This window comes from Gordonia prachuapensis (genome assembly GCF_036350515.1).
In the GTDB taxonomy this organism is placed as follows: domain Bacteria; phylum Actinomycetota; class Actinomycetes; order Mycobacteriales; family Mycobacteriaceae; genus Gordonia; species Gordonia prachuapensis.
Genome location: NZ_JAZDUE010000009.1, coordinates 107,733 through 125,224, shown reverse-complemented (window position 1 = coordinate 125,224; position 17,492 = coordinate 107,733). Strand labels below are relative to the sequence as shown.

The 17,492-nt window shown below is 67.5% G+C and carries 17 protein-coding genes; 8 read left to right on the top strand and 9 right to left on the bottom strand.

Annotation, left to right across the window (positions count from 1 at the left end; all coding sequences use genetic code 11):
- Together V1Y59_RS12530 and V1Y59_RS12525 are read right to left on the bottom strand one after the other, a co-directional pair.
- Entirely contained in the window at window positions 1-1,545 is a 1,545-nt protein-coding gene (locus V1Y59_RS12530) for a phytoene desaturase family protein (protein ID WP_330505284.1), read from the bottom strand.
- A gap of 7 nt (window positions 1,546-1,552) precedes the next feature.
- A complete protein-coding gene (locus V1Y59_RS12525) occupies window positions 1,553-2,764 on the bottom strand; it encodes an alpha/beta hydrolase family protein (RefSeq protein ID WP_330505373.1) in 1,212 nt (403 codons plus the stop codon).
- Window positions 2,765-2,835: 71 nt separating this feature from the next.
- Here V1Y59_RS12525 and V1Y59_RS12520 point away from each other — a divergent pair, with 71 nt between their 5' ends.
- From V1Y59_RS12520 to V1Y59_RS12505, 4 genes are read left to right on the top strand one after another with little or no spacing between them, the layout of a single operon-like run.
- Window positions 2,836-3,666 carry an aldo/keto reductase gene (locus tag V1Y59_RS12520; protein ID WP_330505283.1) on the top strand — a complete coding sequence of 277 codons (831 nt, stop codon included), beginning with the start codon at window positions 2,836-2,838 and terminating at the stop codon, window positions 3,664-3,666.
- Between the two features lie 40 nt (window positions 3,667-3,706).
- Window positions 3,707-5,719, top strand: coding sequence for an MDR family MFS transporter (locus V1Y59_RS12515; protein ID WP_330505282.1), 2,013 nt, complete (start codon window positions 3,707-3,709; stop codon window positions 5,717-5,719).
- A 3-nt stretch (window positions 5,720-5,722) separates the two neighbouring features.
- Window positions 5,723-6,226: a GtrA family protein gene (locus tag V1Y59_RS12510; RefSeq protein WP_330505281.1), complete on the top strand. Its 504-nt coding sequence runs from the start codon at window positions 5,723-5,725 to the stop codon at window positions 6,224-6,226.
- Between the two features lie 2 nt (window positions 6,227-6,228).
- A complete protein-coding gene (locus V1Y59_RS12505; protein ID WP_330505280.1) occupies window positions 6,229-7,644 on the top strand; it encodes a phytoene desaturase family protein in 1,416 nt (471 codons plus the stop codon).
- Here the strand turns inward: V1Y59_RS12505 and V1Y59_RS12500 are convergent.
- Window positions 7,634-8,512, bottom strand: a complete 879-nt coding sequence (locus V1Y59_RS12500) for a TIGR03619 family F420-dependent LLM class oxidoreductase (RefSeq protein ID WP_330505279.1) — start codon at window positions 8,510-8,512, stop codon at window positions 7,634-7,636. The two genes, V1Y59_RS12505 and V1Y59_RS12500, sit on opposite strands and share 11 nt — an antisense overlap.
- Before the next feature lie 88 nt (window positions 8,513-8,600).
- The gene (locus V1Y59_RS12495) at window positions 8,601-9,080 is read right to left on the bottom strand and encodes a winged helix-turn-helix transcriptional regulator (RefSeq protein ID WP_330505278.1); all 480 of its coding nucleotides are present in this window, start codon (window positions 9,078-9,080) and stop codon (window positions 8,601-8,603) included.
- A gap of 53 nt (window positions 9,081-9,133) precedes the next feature.
- Between V1Y59_RS12495 and V1Y59_RS12490 the strand changes: the two genes are divergently transcribed.
- Window positions 9,134-9,949, top strand: coding sequence for an acyl-CoA thioesterase (locus V1Y59_RS12490; RefSeq protein WP_330505277.1), 816 nt, complete (start codon window positions 9,134-9,136; stop codon window positions 9,947-9,949).
- Entirely contained in the window at window positions 9,949-11,358 is a 1,410-nt protein-coding gene (locus V1Y59_RS12485) for an MFS transporter (RefSeq protein WP_330505276.1), read from the top strand. The genes V1Y59_RS12490 and V1Y59_RS12485 overlap by 1 nt, the downstream gene beginning before the upstream one ends.
- A 104-nt stretch (window positions 11,359-11,462) precedes the next feature.
- Here the strand turns inward: V1Y59_RS12485 and glfT1 are convergent, their stop codons facing one another.
- Genes glfT1 through V1Y59_RS12465 form a run of 4 tightly spaced genes read right to left on the bottom strand, consistent with a single transcriptional unit; the run spans window position 11,463 to window position 14,619 of the window.
- A complete protein-coding gene (gene glfT1 / locus V1Y59_RS12480) occupies window positions 11,463-12,359 on the bottom strand; it encodes a galactofuranosyltransferase GlfT1 (protein ID WP_330505275.1) in 897 nt (298 codons plus the stop codon).
- Window positions 12,359-13,180 carry a galactan export ABC transporter ATP-binding subunit Wzt/RfbE gene (wzt, locus tag V1Y59_RS12475; protein ID WP_330505274.1) on the bottom strand — a complete coding sequence of 274 codons (822 nt, stop codon included), beginning with the start codon at window positions 13,178-13,180 and terminating at the stop codon, window positions 12,359-12,361. Before wzt ends, glfT1 begins: the two co-directional genes overlap by 1 nt.
- Before the next feature lie 11 nt (window positions 13,181-13,191).
- Window positions 13,192-14,052 (bottom strand): galactan export ABC transporter permease subunit Wzm/RfbD, encoded by an 861-nt coding sequence (wzm, locus tag V1Y59_RS12470; RefSeq protein WP_330505273.1) that lies wholly within the window; start codon window positions 14,050-14,052, stop codon window positions 13,192-13,194.
- A 24-nt stretch (window positions 14,053-14,076) separates the two neighbouring features.
- Window positions 14,077-14,619, bottom strand: coding sequence for a bacterial proteasome activator family protein (locus tag V1Y59_RS12465; RefSeq protein WP_330505272.1), 543 nt, complete (start codon window positions 14,617-14,619; stop codon window positions 14,077-14,079).
- A gap of 84 nt (window positions 14,620-14,703) precedes the next feature.
- Here V1Y59_RS12465 and V1Y59_RS12460 point away from each other — a divergent pair, with 84 nt between their 5' ends.
- Window positions 14,704-15,900 carry a cysteine desulfurase-like protein gene (locus tag V1Y59_RS12460; protein ID WP_330505271.1) on the top strand — a complete coding sequence of 399 codons (1,197 nt, stop codon included), beginning with the start codon at window positions 14,704-14,706 and terminating at the stop codon, window positions 15,898-15,900.
- A gap of 111 nt (window positions 15,901-16,011) precedes the next feature.
- On the top strand, window positions 16,012-16,473 hold the full coding sequence (locus V1Y59_RS12455; protein ID WP_330505270.1) for a MarR family winged helix-turn-helix transcriptional regulator: 462 nt from the start codon (window positions 16,012-16,014) through the stop codon (window positions 16,471-16,473).
- Between the two features lie 9 nt (window positions 16,474-16,482).
- Here the strand turns inward: V1Y59_RS12455 and V1Y59_RS12450 are convergent, their stop codons facing one another.
- Window positions 16,483-17,448 carry an NAD(P)H-quinone oxidoreductase gene (locus V1Y59_RS12450; RefSeq protein ID WP_330505269.1) on the bottom strand — a complete coding sequence of 322 codons (966 nt, stop codon included), beginning with the start codon at window positions 17,446-17,448 and terminating at the stop codon, window positions 16,483-16,485.
- Window positions 17,449-17,492 lie beyond the last annotated feature (44 nt).

Here is a 17,492-nt window from a genome sequence, read left to right as displayed (position 1 = left end):
CTACCCGCCCAACACTTTCCGCGCAGCGTTCCGCCCCGGAACCCCGCTCACGCCGCCGCCCCGCCGCGCGCCCGCACCACACAGCAGCAGCCTGGGGTGGCGCGTCTCCACGCCCCAGGTGCCGACCTCGTGATCGGACTGCGCCCACGGCCACTGGAGACTGCGGTGGAAGATGTTGCCGCCGGGCAGGCCCAGGGTCTCCTCGAGATCCTGCGGGGTCTTCACCTCGATACACGGATCGCCGGCGGCATCGCGGGTGATCACGTTCTGGACAGGTTCGGCCAGAACGGAATTGAGTGACGCCAGGGTCGCGCCGACAGCGTGCTCGACGGCGCCGGGTGAATCGAACACCTCCGGCGGCGTGTGCAGGCCGAACAGCGTCAAGGTGTGTTTCCCGTCGAGCTCGGGCCCTAGGATCGATCGATCCGACAGGGTGTGGCAATAGATCTCACACGGCGGCAGCTCGGGGACCTGTCCGCGGTCGGCCTGTCGGTACGCGGTGCGCAGTTGGTGGGCGCTCTCGTTGATGTGGAACGTGCCGGAGAATGCTGCCTCCGGAGACACCGAGCCATCGCGTAGGCGGGGTAGCCGGTCGAGCAGCAGATTGATCTTCAGTTGCGCGCCGCGGGGCTCGGTCTCGGTCTCGATCGGATCGTCGAGAAGAGTGTTGAGCACGGTTGGCGCGCAGGCTGCGTACAGCATGGTCGCCGATACCGTGCGGTCGGCGAGTTCGACGGTTCCATCGGATGGGTCGATGCCGAGCACCTCTACGCCGGTGCGGATCTCGGCGCCGGCGGCGGCAGCGGCCTGATACAGCGCGCCGGACACCGCGCCCATTCCGCCGACGGGCACGTCCCAGTCGCCGGTGCCGCCTCCGATCACGTGATACAGGAAGCAGATGTTCTGCCGCAGCGACGGATCGTCGAGGTCGGCGAAAGTGCCGATGAGGCCGTCGGTCGCGGCGATCCCACGCACCACGTCGTCGTCGAAGTACTGCTCGAGCAGAGTGCCGAGCGGACGTGCCGTGAGCGTCTCCCAGAACTCGGCCTCACTGGAATCCGTTCCGGTGACCAGATCGTGCATCTCACCGGCCGAACGAAGCGGTTCGAGCATGGTCGGGAAGACCCGTTCGGCGATGGTCCCCAGGTGTGTGTAGAACGACTGCCAGGCAGTATGAACCGTGTCGGAACCTGTTGCCTTGCGGAAGGATTCGGCGGTGGAATCGGGATCGTCGTTGTCGACGAGGATGCCGGTGACCGGGTCTGCGGGCACGGGTGTGTACGACGAGTACCGGCGCCGGATCAGCCGGATGTCGAGACCGAGGTCGGCGATGATCGCACGCGGCATCAGCGAGACCAGATACGAGTAGCGCGACAGTTGCGCAGGAAGGCCGGCAAACGGCATCGCCGATACCGCGGCACCGCCGACGTGATCGGCCTTCTCCACCACCAGTACGGAGCGGCCCGCGCCGGCGAGGTAGGCCGCGGCGGTCAGGCCGTTGTGACCGGCGCCGATGATGACATCGTCGTAATGGGTGGCAGGCACGTCGGATTCACCTCATGATGCGTTGCAGGAACGGGGTCGAATCCCGGATGGATGCGAGAACCGTCCCCGAGTGGTCTTCGGCGGGGTAGACGTGGAGTTCCACGGGCTGACCTGCCGCGGTCATCTGCGCGTACAGCGAAAGCGCCGACGGTGCGGGCACATCCGTGTCCAGGAGACCCTGGCCGAGGAAGATCGGGCGGTCGTAGCCGGAGTACGGCGTGCCCATGTAGTCGGCGAGACCTTCACGCACACCGGGGATACCGGCAAGTGGGCGGCGGAACAGCGTCCGCAGGTCGACGCCGGTCATCAGATCGGCCATCTCGGCGTAGCAGAGCGTGCGCGCGGCCGCGACGAGTTCCGCACCGCGGGGAGTGAGCGCCGACCGCACTCCCAGATCGGGCCGCGCCTCGATGAACCCGGCCAGGATGTAGGCAGCGTAAGTGTTCAGCCCGGCCGGCAGGGTGACCGGTGGGAAGTCCGGGCCGCCCAACGCGATGACCTGCTCGATGTTGGCGGGGGTGCCGGTGGCAACCACGCCGCGGTAGTCCAACCCGGACCCGCGCGACAACGCGGTCGCCTGGTGGGCGCCGTTGAGCGCTGCGCCGGCCCCCTGCGATTGCCCGACGATCGCCCAGCGGTTGCTCAGCGGGAGGCCGGTCTGCCGCGCCGCTTTGACCGAGTCGACGATCGAATGAGCCTCCGAGTCCCCGTTGAGGTAGCTCATCAAGCCGGGTGTGCCGAGGCCGACGTAGTCGGTGGACACGATGGCGTAACCCTCGCCCAGCCAGTGGGACAGATACGCGGAGTCCCGATCACTGCGCGGCTGCGCGGACGGGGTGCAGTCGTCACCCAGACCGGTGGTGCCGTGTGCCCACGCGAGAACCGGCCAGCCGCCCGGCGGTGGTGTGCCCGCCGGCAAGAAGATCGCACCGGTGCTGCTCGCCTGCCGGCCGTGCTGATCCGGTGTCGCGTAATGGATTCGGTAGGCGCGTGCGGCTCCGGGGATGCTCAGGTCGGCGGCGAGCGGAACCTGCTCGATGAGGGTGCCGGCCTGTGCCGGCACCGGTCCGGAGTAGTCGCGGACGTCCATGCCGGACCAGTTGGGCGGCGGGGTGGACGTCGGGTCGGCTGCCGCGCTCGGCTGGGCGACGACGACCGCGACCGCGGTCGAGAGGGTGGTGAGTATCGCCGTGGCGATGAGCCGCAGCCGTCGAGACATCATGGTCGCCGAGCCTAGCCCCCGCCCTCGACCGGCACGCCCAGATGTCGCATTGGACCTATTCTGAGGTCGTGGATATTCCGTCAGTGAAGCTGAACAACGGTTATTCGATCCCGATGGTCGGCCTGGGAACGTTCGGGATGCTGGGGCGGCCCGGCGTGGCGGCCGTCGCCGGAGCGCTGCGTGCCGGGTATCGCATGCTCGACACCGCGACGCGGTACAGCAACGAACGCAGCGTAGGTCTGGGACTGCGTGAGTCGGGGGTGCCGCGCGACGACGTCGTCGTCCAGACCAAACTCGGTGGCGGCGACCAGGGATTCGACGAAGCCATCAACGCGGCCAAGGACAGCGCCCGTCGCCTCGGGGTCGACCACATCGACGTCTACCTGATCCACTGGCCGTGCCCGAGTCTCGGTCGCACGGTCGACTCGTGGAAAGCGCTGCTCACCTTGGCCGACGAGGGTTTCATCCGCACCGCCGGGGTGTCGAACTTCAAGCAGCATCACCTGCAGATGCTCTACGACGAGACCGGGCGCTGGCCGGCCATCAACCAGATCCAGTGCTCGCCTGCCCTGGCCCGATCCGAGATCCGGGAGTTCATGGATGACAAGGGCATCCACGCGCAGGCGTGGCATCCCACCGGTCGCAAGGAAGGGATGCTGGGGGAGGCGGCGGTGATCCGGCTGGCCCGCAAATACGGCAAATCGCCGACCCAGATCGCGCTGCGGTGGGCGGTGCAGCAGGGCGTGAGCGTCGTGCCCAAGTCGTCGCACCTGGGTCGGCAACGCGAGAACGCCGACCTGTTCGACTTCGAGTTCGACGCCGACGACCTCGCTGCGCTCGTCGCGCTCGACCGCGGGGAGAGGGCCGCGCGGGACTCGGACGTCGAAGAGGAGTTCTGAACCCACGCGGGCCACCACCACCCGGACGTAGTCTCAGCCCATGACGGATGGCCGCGCCACCCCGACCTCCCCCGAAGCCCCGGCAGGCGAACTCGATCAACGCAAGATATGGTCCATCTTCGCCGGGCTGATGCTCGCGATGCTGCTGGCGGCGCTCGACCAGACCATCGTCGCCACCGCGCTGCCGACCATCGTCAACGACCTCGGTGGCGCCGACCACCTGACCTGGGTCGTCACCGCCTACATGCTCGCCACCACGGCGACCACCCCGCTGTGGGGCAAACTCGGCGACCTCTACGGCAGACGCAACCTGTTCCTCGCGTGCGTCGTGATCTTCCTCGTCGGGTCCGGGCTCTGCGGAACCGCGAACTCGATGGAGACGTTGATCGCGTATCGCGCATTGCAGGGCATCGGCGCCGGCGGGTTGATGGTGTTGTCGCAGGCCATCATCGGCGATGTCGTCCCGCCACGTGAGCGCGGGCGTTACCAGGGCATCTTCGGTGCGGTGTTCGGTTTCGCCAGCGTGGTGGGGCCGCTGCTCGGCGGGTTCTTCGTCGACAACCTCAGTTGGCGGTGGGTCTTCTACATCAACCTGCCGATCGGGATCGTCGCCCTCGTCGTGGTGATCGCGGTGCTGCCCAAGACCGTCGCGCAGACCAAACCGTCGATCGACTATCTCGGCATCCTGCTGTTGATGACGGCCGCGACCGGCATCGTGCTCGTCACCAGCTTCGGTGCGCTCTGGGGTTGGACGTCCGGGCGGGTGCTGGGTCTCGCCGCGCTGTCGGTGCTGGCAGCGGTCGCGTTCATCGTCCAGGAACGGCGCGCGCCCGAACCGGTGATGCCGGTGCGACTGCTGACCGACCGGGTCTTCGTGATCGCGGCGTCGGTCGGATTCGTCGTCGGTTTCGCGATGTTCGGTGCCATCACGTTCCTGCCGCTGTTCCTGCAGGCGGTGCAGGGCGCCACCGCCACATCGTCTGGGCTGCGGATGATCCCGATGATGGCGGGCCTGCTGCTCACCTCGATCGGCAGCGGCCAGCTGATCAGCCGTACCGGCCGTTACAAGTTCTACCCGATCGTCGGTACCGCGATCTTCACCGTCGCGCTGTACCTGCTGTCGACGATGGACGAGACCACGTCGACGACGCTGACCAGCATCTATCTGTTCATTCTCGGGCTCGGCCTCGGCATGGTGATGCAGGTGCTGGTCCTGGCGGTGCAGAACTCCGTCGAGTACCGCGATCTCGGCGCGGGCACCAGTGGCGCGACGTTCTTCCGCACGATCGGCGCCTCGGTCGGCGTCGCCGCGTTCGGCGCCGTCTTCAACACCCGCCTCGACGACCATCTCTCGCAGGCTCCGCCGCCGGGCGCTGTCGGGCCGTGTTCGGCCGAGGTGCTCGAGGCGTCCACGCTCACCCTGCCGTCGTGTCCGCCGGACGTCCAGTTGTGGTTCCTCGACGGCTTCACCGGCTCCTTCCAGATGGTGTTCCTGGTGGCGGTGCCGATCGGGCTGATCGCCTTCGGGCTCAGCTGGTTCTTGCCGGAGGTTCCGCTGCGGACTGTGACCAAGACCCCCGACACCGGGGAGAGCTTCGGGATGCCGTCGGATCGCACATCGCTGGAGGAACTGCGGTTGAAGGTGTGGGAGACCCTCGCCCGCGACGACCGGCTACGGGCGTGGGAACTCGTGGTGGAGACGGCGGAGAGTTCGCTGTCACGCGGTGAGGCATGGATGGTCAGCCGAGTCGCCGAAGAGTCCACGCGGGAGATCTCCGCCATGGTCGCGGCGTCGGAGACCCCGAGGTCCACGGTGGAGGCGACGGCCGAGTCATTGGCCCGGCGCGGGATGGTGACCATCGACCAGGGCGTGGTCGCCATCACCGCCGAGGGTTCCGCCGAAGCCGAGCGACTGCTGGAGGCCCAGCGCACGCGGCTGCGGCGATTCGTCGCCGACTACCCCGGCAGCGAGGGGGCAGAAGTCGACGAACTGCTCGACGAGATCGCCCGTCGGCTGCATACGGAGACACCCCCGGAGTGGTCTAGGGTTTGAGGCGTGTCCCGACCTGAATCCGACGCGGCCGAACCGCAGCCGCATCACACGGATTTCACGTCTCCGCACCCGGCGGTACCGCTGGAGTTGCCGCTCAACGACGGCGAGTTGTCCACCAACGCCGACCTGAAGACCCAGATCGTCCGGTTCACCATCACCGGCGCCGGGTCGGGCGTCCTGGACTTCGGACTCACCGTGCTCCTCCAGTACGTGTTCGGGGCGCCGTTCGCGATCGCCAAATCGCTCGGCTTCATCCTCGGGACCACCACCGCCTACCTGCTCAACCGGCGCTGGACGTTCCAGGCTGAGCCCAGTGCGCTGCGATTCGTCGCGGTTGCGTTCCTCTACGGCGTCACGTTCTTCGTCAACGTCGGGCTGTACACATGGCTCTCGCACCTATGGCCGGAGACCCTGCTGTACAGCTTCATCGCCTACGTGATCGCCCAGGGCACCGCCACCGTGATCAACTTCGTGGTGCAACGCCTCGTCATCTTCCGGATTCGCTGACGGTGACCACCGCCGTCGTCGTCGGAAGCGGGCCCAACGGTCTGACCGCGGCGGTCGTGCTGGCGCGGGCCGGCCTGTCGGTTCGCGTCGTCGAGGCCGCCGACCGGATCGGCGGCGGTGCCCGCACCGAGCCCCTGCTGCGCTCCGACGTCCTGCACGACACCTGTTCGGCGGTGCATCCGTTCGGTGCGGCGTCGCCGGCGTTCCGGGAACTGCGGCTGGAGGAGTCGGGGCTGCGGTGGCGATGGCCCGAGGTGGACTGTGCGCATCCCCTCGATGACGGACCCGCGGCCGTGCTGCACCGCTCGGTGGACGAGACGGCGGCGGGCCTCGGCCCCGACGGCCAGACCTGGAAGGACGTGATCGGGGGCGTCGCCGACGATTTCGACGAACTCGCCGACGACGTCCTCGGCCCCCTCGTGTCGGTTCCCCGCCATCCGATTCGACTCGCCGAGTTCGGCCATCACGCCATCTATCCGGCGACGTCGATGTCGCGGGTCTTCAGCCAGGATCAGGCCCGAGCGCTGTTCGCCGGTGTCGCCGCGCATTCGTTCACGCGACTTGACCGGGCGGGAACGGCAGCGACAGGGCTGATGATGCTCGGTGCAGGTCACCGCTACGGGTGGCCGGTCGCCGAGGGCGGATCGTCGGCGATCGTGAACGCGCTCGCCGCAGCGCTGATCGACGCCGGCGGCACGATGACCACCGGTGTGCGCATCGAGTCCGTGGACGAGGTCGAGCCCGCCGATGTGGTCCTGTTGGACGTCATGCCCGGGGCGGCGGCGACCATGCTCGGAAAACGACTGTCCGAGAGCAGGTTTCGAAAGTTCGCCCGGTATCGACATGGTCCCGCCGCATTCAAGGTGGACTACCTGATCGACGGCGAGGTGGGGTGGACCGACGAGGCGTGCCGACGTGCCGGCACCATCCACCTCGGCGGCACCGTCGACGAGATCGCCGATGCGGAGGCTGCCGCCGTGGCCGGCCGGATGCCGTCGCGTCCGTTCACGCTGATCGCCCAGCAATGGTTGGCCGATCCGACGCGCGCCCCCGGAACGGCCAAGCCGCTGTGGGCGTATGCCCATGTGCCACATGGGTTCAGTGGTGATGCGACCGAGGCGGTCACGGCCCAGATCGAACGCTTCGCCCCGGGTTTCCGCGATCGGATCATCGACTCGGTCAGCACGTCACCGGCCGAGCTGGAACTGCGCAACCCGAACATCGTCGGCGGCGACATCGGCGGCGGCCGAAACGATCTCCGTCATCTCCTCGCCCGGCCGCGGCTGTCCCCGAATCCGTACGCGACCGGTGCGCCGGGTGTGTTCCTCTGTTCGTCGGCCACTCCGCCTGGCGGGGGAGTGCACGGCATGTGCGGATACCGCGCCGCACACGCCGCGCTGCGTCATCTCAGCCGTTGACCTTGGCGATGACGTTCTCCGCATACCAGTTCAGATGCTCGATCTTCTTCTCCAGGGGTTCGGTGTCCGCGCCCCGGACGTATGGCATCCGGAAACCGACGATGACGTCGGTGATCCCTTTGTCCTCCAGTCGTTTACATCCGTCCACGCTGTAGGCGTCCATGGAGATCACGTGGATCTCGAACGGGTCGTTGGTCTTTCCCTCGGCCTTGCGGATGTCGGCGATCTTGTCCAGCAGTTCGTCGAGCTCCTCCGCCGGACCGCCGCCGTGCATCCAGCCGTCGCCGCGAACAACCGCTCGCTTGAGTGCGAGGTCGGCGTGACCGCCCACGAGCAGCGGAATCGGCTGCGTCGGTGCCGGGGTCATCTTGATCTTGGGGATGTCGTAGAACTCGCCGTGGAACTCGAAGTAGTCACCGGTCGTCAGCCCGCGGATGATGTCCATGCACTCGTCCATGCGCTTGCCGCGACGCTTGAAGTCGACGCCCATGATGTCGTAGTCCTCCGGCCACGGGCTGGTGCCGACGCCGAGCGCGAACCGGTTGTTGGTCAGGTACGCCACGGAACTCGCCTGCTTGGCGACCAGGGCCGGTGGACGCACCGGAAGCTTGACCACGAACGGGGTGAAGCGGATGGTCTCGGTGACCGCGCCGAGAGTGGCGGCCTGGATGAACGTCTCGATGAACGCCTTGCCGTCGAGGAACTCACGATCGCCGTCGGGGGTGTACGGATAGGTCGCGTCCGACTCCTCGGGATAGGCCAGGGAATCGGGGATGGTGAATCCGGAGTACCCGGCCTGTTCGGCGGCCTGCGCGAGCGGCGCGTAGTAGCTCGGGTCGGTCATGGCCTCGGCGAAGGTGAAGCGCATCGTGCTCCTCGGGACGTGACGGTGGTCTCCCCAGAGTAGAACACGTTCTAGTTTGGCTGGGAAGAGATCGTCGTATCGCCGATGTCGATCAGTGCCGCGGGACAGGTAGCGGGCTGCGGTCGTCGGCACCGGGGCCACGGAGCACTCGCAGGTCGGATCGCGTCACGCGAGTGCCGCACTCGGAACACACCGGTTCGACGGTCATGACGTGGCCGCATCCAGGGTGTTCGGTGACGACGGGAGGTGAGCCGTCGATCGCCCATTTGTCGCCCCACTGGCGCAGGGCCGCCAGAACGGTCCACAGATCGCGACCCTTCTCGGTCAATCGATAGTCGTACCGAACTGGTTTGTCCTGGTATGGCTCCCTGATCAGCACCCCGTGCTCGACGAGGGTGTCGAGGCGTTGGGTCAGCACATTGCGCGCGATGCCGAGCCGCGTGGAGAAGTCGTCGAAGCGTGTCACGCCGAACAGGGCGTCGCGAATGATCAGCAGCGTCCACCACTCGCCGACGATCTCGAGGGTTTGGGCGACAGAGCAGTTCATGTCGGTGAAGCGTGCGCGGCGCATGCGCTCACGATAGTGGGTTGCGTGAAGCAACTCAACATGGTTTGGTCAGTTTCATGAAACAACTAAGTAGGTTCGCGCTCGCCGATGAGTTCTCGGCGCACATCGGCGATGACGGCACGTGGTCGGCGGAGATAGATCGGTCGTGGTGGGGATGGTCGGGTCCGCATGGCGGGGTGATCGCTGCGCTGGCCGTCCACGTGGCCGGACAGACAGCTCCGGACGCCACCGTGCGAGCCCTCGACCTCCGGTTCGTCGGCCGTCCCGACGACGGCGAGGTGGTGCTCACGCCGACGGTCACGCCGGTGGGTCGAAGCACCCGAGTGGTCGACGTCGTCATCGGCCAACGCGGCGGCGCCATCGCCACGGCATCCATCACGGTGGGGCGCGTCGAACGGTCCGGGGCCGCCGACATCATCGACACCTCGTCCGACGACGTTCCGCGGCCGGAGGATTGCGCGCCGTTCATGATCCCGCCGGAGATCGTGCCGATGGGTGGGCACCTGGATCTGCGACCCGTCGACGGTCCGCTGCCCTTGACCGGGGCACCCGAGCCGTGGATGCGAGCGTGGATCTCCACACTACGGCCGATGACCGTCGATGCCGCCTATCTCGCTCTCCTCGCCGACTGCCTGCCGCCGGCGGTCTTCCCTACCCTCACCGCGCCGATGGCGGTGCCGACGGTGGCATTCTCGATGCATCTCGCTGCGCCGTCGGATGATCCGGGCCCGGCGCCGATCCTGGTGCATACCAGAAACATCTCGACGTCTGGCGGATGGTCGGTCGATGACACCACTCTGCGTGACGAACGCGGACGGTTGCTGGCCGCGGCTCGACAGAGTCGACGCGTCGTCGGATGGGCGGACCGGTGATGAGTATCGGCGCGCTACGGCCGAATCCGGCGGCAGCGTCACGTTCTGCCCCGTCGGGCCTGGTGCTCGCCGTACTGTCGACCGCGGCGTTCATGGCCAGCCTCGACGTGTTCATCGTCAATGTGGCGTTCGACGACATCGGGGCGGACTTCGACGGTGTGTCGCTCTCGCAGGTGTCCTGGGTGCTGAACGCGTACACGATCATCTACGCGGCCCTCCTGGTGCCCGCCGGACGACTGGCCGACCGGTACGGACGCAAGGGCGCATTCCTCGCCGGCCTCGCGCTGTTCACCCTGGCGAGCGTGGCATGTGCTCTGGCCGAGGGGATCTGGTGGCTGGTCGCGTTCCGCGTCGTGCAGGCTGTCGGTGCGGCGATCCTGACGCCGGCGAGCCTCGGGCTCGTGGTGACGACGATGCCCCCGGCCATGCGTGCGCGATCGGTTCGGATCTGGGCGGCGACCGGTGCGCTCGCGGCAGCGCTCGGGCCCGCGGTCGGCGGCCTGCTCGTGGAGTTGTCCTGGAGGTGGGTGTTCCTGGTGAATCTGCCGGTCGGGGTGGTCGCCATCGTTGTGGGCGCCGTGGTGATCGCGAAGTCTCCCAACGAGTCCGGCAGCCCACTGCCAGACGTCCTCGGAGCAGTATTGCTCGCCCTCGCGATCGGTGCGGTCACGCTCGGGCTCGTCGAGGGACCGGAATGGGGATGGACGGACCCGCGAATCGTCGCGACGTGGGTGGTCGCGGTGATCGCGCTCGCGGGGTTCGTCCTCAGCTCGATCCGTCATGCGGTTCCGGTGATCGACCCGGCCTTGTTGAGGGTGCGGGCCTTCTCGTTCGCCAATCTGACCGCGGTCTTGTTCGCGGTCCCCTTTGCCGGCGCGCTGCTCGCCAATATCCTGTGGTTGCAACAGGTCTGGGGATACTCCGCGATCAAGACCGGGTTCGCGGTGTCGACGGGGCCGTTGATGGTCCCGATCTTCGCCGCGGTGGCGCATCGGCTGACCGCGCGCTATCCGGTGGGGTGGATCGTGAGTGCGGGATGCCTCCTGTTCGGCTTCGGTGGTGTGCTGATCGCGATGTCGGTCGGCGAGACGCCGAACTACGCGACCGAGGTGTTGCCGGGCTGGCTGATCGGTGGTGTCGGTGTCGGCCTGGCACTGCCGGCGATCCTGTCGTCGGCGACCGCAGATCTGCCACCCCACCAATCCGCAACCGGTAGCGCGGTCGTGAACATGAGTCGCCAGATCGGTATGGCCCTCGGGGTCAGTGTTCTCGTCGCCATCCTGGGCAGCCCGATCGGATACGACGCCGCGCACCACGTGTTCGTGCAGGCGTGGTGGGTGCTCGGTGGCGTCGCGGTGCTGGGGGCCGTGGCGGCGTTGGGGATGACGCCACGAACTCCGGCGGCCTGACCGTTCCTTCCCGGGGAGGTAGCGGGTTTCGATACGCCCTCCGCTAGCGCTCCGGGCTACTCAACCAGCGGTTGGGAAGCGGTTGCGCTCGGTTTCGCAACCCCTCACGGCCGCGTGAACCGCTCCCGACGCCCGAGCCGACGCAGCCGCACCCACTCTGCGAACCCCTTAGGATCACGTTGCTGTACAAGGAAGTACCAGCCGAAGCGCGCGTACTCCTGGGGGATCAACTTGCGCAGCCCGGGCTGACTCATGAGGTAGCCGCGGTTGCGGTAGGTGAAGTAACGCTTGGTGGGATTGTCGGGGTACTGGGTGTGCATGCGGCCGCCGAGTATCGGCCGGAATTCCTCCGAACCGTCCGGGTGCAGATAGCCCGCGGTCAGGCAGGTTCCGAACGCCAGCCCGGAACGTTGCAGCCGTCGGTGGATCTCCACCTCGTCGCCGCGGAAGAACAATCGCAGGTCGGGGACCCCGACCTCTTCGATGGCCCGGGCAGAGAACAAGGCGCCGTTGAACAGCGACGCGATACCCGGGAGGAAGTCGGAGGCGTCGTCCTCGAAGAGTTCGGAACGCTTGCGCCGCCACACCATCCCGCGTCGAAGCGGAAACGCGAGGGTGTCCGGGTCGTCGATGTTGGCGACCACCGGCGACACCTCGTCGAGCTGATGCCTTGCCGCGCAATCCATCAGAGTGCTCAGCACGGTCGGGCCATCGGGCCGGCCGTCGTCGTCGGCGCACCAGATCCAGTCCGCGCCGAGTGCCAGCGCGTGCAGCATCCCGAGCGCGAAGCCGCCCGCGCCGCCGAGGTTGCGCTGCGACGCGATGCACGTTGTCGGAATCGGCTGCCGCGCAACGAGATCGGCCACCTCGGGTTCGGCGGCGTTGTCGACGACGATGAGGTGATCGACCGGACGATCCTGGGTGGCGATCACGGCGAGGGAACCCTCGAGGAGCTCCACCCGTCGGTGGGTCACCACCACGGCCACGACCCGGTCGGCCATCAGTTGCGTGCCTCGCCCTCGAAGGTCTCGACCGTGTCGAGCACCTTGCGCACATGCGCCGCCGCCTTCGGTCCCTCGTAGGCGCCGACGACCTCCTCGATGCCGCCTTCCATCCGGATCTGGCCCTTGTCGATCCACAGGGCGCGGTCGCACAACTGCGCGAGGAACTCGTTGGAATGGCTGGCGAACACCAGGATGCCCGACCGTTCGACCAGCGCCTGCAGCCGGGAACGAGCCTTGCGCATGAAGTCCGCGTCGACCGCGCCGATGCCCTCGTCCAGGATCAGGATCTCCGGGTCGATACTGGTGACCACGCCGAGCGCCACCCGCACCCGCATGCCGGTCGAATACGTGCGCAGCGGCATCTGCAGATAGTCGCCGAGCTCGGTGAACTCCGCGATGTCGTCGATCTTCTTCAGCATCTCCTTGCGGCTCATGCCGAGAAACATCCCGCGGATGATGATGTTCTCGTAGCCGGAGATCTCGGGGTCCATACCGACGCCGAGGTCGAAGACGGGTGCGACCCGTCCTCGGATGCGACAGGAGCCGCGCGTGGGTTCGTAGATGCCTGACAGCAGACGCAGCAGCGTCGATTTCCCGGCACCGTTGTGGCCGACCAGCCCCACCCGGTCGCCGTGCTGCAGGTGCAGGTTGATGCCCTTGAGGGCCTCGACCACCACCACATTCGACGACGTCGCACCGATGACGCCGCCGGCGGCGCCCATGACCGACTTCTTGATCGACCGAGTCTTGGCGTCGAAGATCGGGAAGTCCACACACGCGTCCCAGGTGTCGACGCGAACGTTGCTTCGTGATGCCATGTCGAACCGTCCTAAACCCAGTACGCCACGCGGGCCCGATAGTTACGCATCACGAACATCGCCAGCACCCAGCCGACCGCCGTGCAGCCCAGAACGATGGCCCAGTGATAGAACTGCACCGACTCGCCGAGCAGGGGTCCGCGGGCGATCTCCAGGTAATGGAACATCGGGTTGATCTCGACCAGCTTGAGCCGTGACGAGGTCTCGCCGGTGGCGCTGCCGAGGCTCTTGGTGGTCCAGATGATCGGCGTCATGAAGAACACCAGCTGAACCACCGTGGCCAGCAACTGCCCGATGTCGCGGAACCGGGTGGACAGGATGCCGAAGACGATCGCCACCCACAGTGCGTTGAGCACGTACAGCGCGATGGCGGGGATGACCAGCAGCACTGTCCAGTTCAGTGGCGGCGGGAAGATCACGAAGATGATCGCGATGATCACGATGTTGTGGGTGAAAATGATCAGCTGCCGCCAGACCACCCGGTAGACGTGCACGCTCACCGGTGCCGGCAACTGTTTGATCAGGCCCTCGTTGGCGGAGAAGACCGCCGACCCCTCGAGGATCGAGCTCGAGATGAAGCTCCAGAAGATGAAGCCGAGCGCCACGTACGGCAGGAAGAAGTTGATGTCCATCCCGAACAGCTCGCCGTACAGCAGACCCATGGCGACCGCGGTGACGCCGGTTGCGATGGTGATCCACAGCGGACCGAGGACCGACCTGCGGTAACGCTGCTTGATGTCCTGCCATCCGAGGTGCAGCCACAGCTCCGAGGTCCGTAGTCCCCGGGAGAGGTCGGCGACGGCGCGACGCATGGTGCGGGAGTCCGACACCTGCGGTGCTGCGGGGATCTCGTCGCTGACTACGGATGACACGAGCACACAGCTTACAAGTGCCGGCTACAGGTATTGGCCGGTGCTGGGTCCGTGTGGTCCGCCGCCGGTCATCACGCCGGGTGGCAATTGGCCCTGACGCATCTGTTCCAGCTGAGCCCGGGCAGCCATCTGCTGGGCGAATAGCGCCGTCTGGATGCCGTGGAAGAGGCCTTCCAGCCAGCCGACGAGCTGGGCCTGCGCGATCCGCAGCTCAGCGTCGGACGGGGTGGCGTCGTCGGTGAACGGCAACGCGAGCCGTTCGAGTTCCTCACGCAGCTCGGGCGCCAGCCCGTCCTCGAGCTCGCGGATCGACGACTCGTGGATCTCGCGCAGCCGGTTGCGGCTGGCCTCGTCCAGGGGAGCGGCCCGGACCTCCTCGAGGAGCTGCTTGATCATGGTGCCGATCCGCATGACCTTCGCCGGCTGCTCCACCATGTCGGCGACGCTCTGACCATCGTCGTCCTTGCCTGCCGCCGATTGCGCACCGACGACGATGACGTTGTCGGATTCGTCGCCGGGGGTGTGGTCGCCGCCGGGGAACGGTCCGGGAGTCGGTCCAGAAGACATGGCACCCATTGTGCCGAAGGCCGTGCGGCTGCGCGAAGGCCGTACGGGCATGGCGGCCCGACCCCCATGTCTATGGTGTCTCGTATGGCCTTCGACGTCGCGCACGTGCGGGGATTGTTCCCCTCGCTCGGTGACGGCTGGATTCACCTCGATCCGCAGGTCGGCATGCTGATCCCGGATTCGGTGGCCACCGCGGTGTCGACCGGGTTCCGGAACCTCTCGACCGCACCCGGCGGCGAGTACCCCGCGGCGCGCGCCGTGGCCGACACCGTCGACCGGGCGCGGCGTGCGGTGGCCGACCTGGTGGGCGGGGACCCGGCCGGGGTGGTGCTCGGACCGTCACGTTCGGCGTTGGTCGCCGGGCTCACCGAGGCGCTGCCGGTGTCGACGTGGTTCGGTGCCAACGTCGTGCTCAGCCGGCAGGACGACGAGCCCAACATCGTGCCGTGGCTGCGGATCGCCGACATCCACGGCGCCCAGACGCGGTGGGCCGAGGTCGACGTGGAAACCGGGTCGTTGCCGAGCTGGCAGTACCGCGAACTGATCGACGAACGCACCGCGGTGGTCGCGGTGACCCTGGCCTCGTCGACGATGGGTGCGATCACCGACGTCAGTGCGATCGCCGCCCAGGCGCGGCAGGCGGGAGCGCTCGTCGTCGTCGACGCCACCAGCGCCGCCCCGTATCTGTCGCTCGACATCGCCGAACTGGGCGCCGACGTGCTGCTCGTCTCGGCCGAACGGTGGGGCGGTCCGCGGGTCGCGGCCATGGCGTTTCGCGACCCGACAGCGATGCGCCCCCTGCGCACCTTGTCGATGGATCCGCGCGCCGAGGGCCCGGCGCGGCTGGAACCCGAGCCGCTGCAGGGCGGACTGCTCGCCGGGCTGGTGGCGTCGGTCGAGCATCTGGCATCGCTCGACGAGTCCGCCATCGGGCGGCGTCGAGCACGCCTGGTGACGGCGCTCGACGGCGTATCCGAATACATGCAGCGCCTGACGTTCTATTTGATGACCACCGTGCAGCACTTGAACCAGGTCAACCTGATCGGGACCGCCGACGATCGCATTCCGGCGGTCAGCTTCACCTTCGACGGCGTCGGCGCCGACAAGGTGGTGCGACGCCTCGCCGACAACGGCATCTGCGCGCTGGCCGATGTGCCCAGCCGCGCCCTGGTCCGCATGGGCGCACCGGATTTCGGTGGCGCCGTGACCGTGGGTCTCGGACCGTACTCGACGCCGTATGAGGTGGATCACCTCGTGCGAGCGCTCGGGTCACTCGGTTGACCGACAAACCTGGTCAATCGTCTGAGAATTCGGACATCGCGACTCGCCATCCGTCATCGCGGCCATTAGGTTTACGACAATGAAGGTTGTCATCGGGCTGTCGGGGAGGTGATGGTCGTCGGTCACGAGGAGTCGGATCGTACGCTCACGGCCAGCGAACGGGAGGTCTGGCGGACCTTTGTCAGCGGCGGTTGGGGGCTGCTGGCCGCGATCAACTCGACCATGTCCGCGCGGGGGATGTCGCAGGCCGATCTGCGGGTGCTGGAGACGCTCCAGGACTCGCGGGAGCGAAGTATCAGCGAACTCGCCGCCCAGGTCCACATGACGGTCAGCACCGTGTCGCGGCAGATCAGCAGGCTCGTGGACGAGGGATCGGTGGAGCGGGTCCACCGGGGTACCGACGGCCGCCACCGCTTCGTGCGTATCACCGACCATGGCCGCGAGACCCTGACGGAACACGTGCTGGTCCGCGACGACCTCATCCGGAGACTCGTGATCGAGCAACTGACCCCCGACGAGTTCGCGATGCTGGGACATGTGTTCGGCAAGATCGGTGCGAATCTGTCCCGGTGAGAGGTGGTGTCAGTCGAGGGTGAGCAGCACCTTGCCGATGGCGTCGCCGCTGTCGAGCCGCTCGTGGGCGGCGTCGGCCTCGGCGAGCGGGAACGTCGAGTCGATGACCGGTGAGACCTCGCCCGCGTCGATTCTCGGCCAGGTGAGCCGGCGCGTCGTGTCGACCACTTCGGCTTTGGAACCTGCGCCGGTCACCGGTCGGGCGCGCAGCGTGGTGCCGAACACCGACGCGCGTTTGGTCATCAGGGCGCCGATCGACAGTTCGGCCTTGACGCCGCCCTGCATGCCGATGATCACCAGCCGTCCGCCGGTGTTCAGCGACTTCACGTTCTGCTCCAGGTACTTGGCCCCCATGATGTCGAGGACGACGTCGGCGCCGCCGCTTTCCCGGATCACCTCGACGAAGTCGTCGGACGTGTAGTCGATCAGGATGTCGGCGCCGAGTTCGCGGCAGCGCTCCAGCTTGGTCGCGTTGCGGGCGGTCACCGCGACGCGCGCACCGATCGCGTGCGCGAGCTGGATCGCGTGCGTCCCGATCCCCGACGAACCGCCGTGCACCAGCAGCAGTTCACCGGGCTGCAGGTGCCCGACGTCGAACACGTTCGACGCGACGGTGCACGCCACCTCGGGTAGCGCGGCGGCCGAGATCAGATCCACCGCCGCCGGATTCGGCAGCACCTGGACCGCGGGTACCGCGACCTTCTCCGCGTAGCCCCCGCCGGCCAGCAGTGCGCACACCTCGTCGCCGACCTGCCACGCCGACACGTGGTCGCCGACGGCGGAGACCCGACCGGACACCTCGAGGCCGAGCGTGTCGACCGCGCCGGGCGGTGGCGGATACAGGCCCTTGCGCTGCAGTAGGTCGGCCCGGTTGACCCCCGCGGCTGCGACGTCGATGACGACCTCGTCGGGGCCGGGTTCGGGATCGGGGAGGGTGACGACGGACAGCTGGTCGGTTCCGGCTATGGCGCGCACCCTGCCGATGCTAGTCACCGCCCGACTCCAGTAGCCTCTTCGGT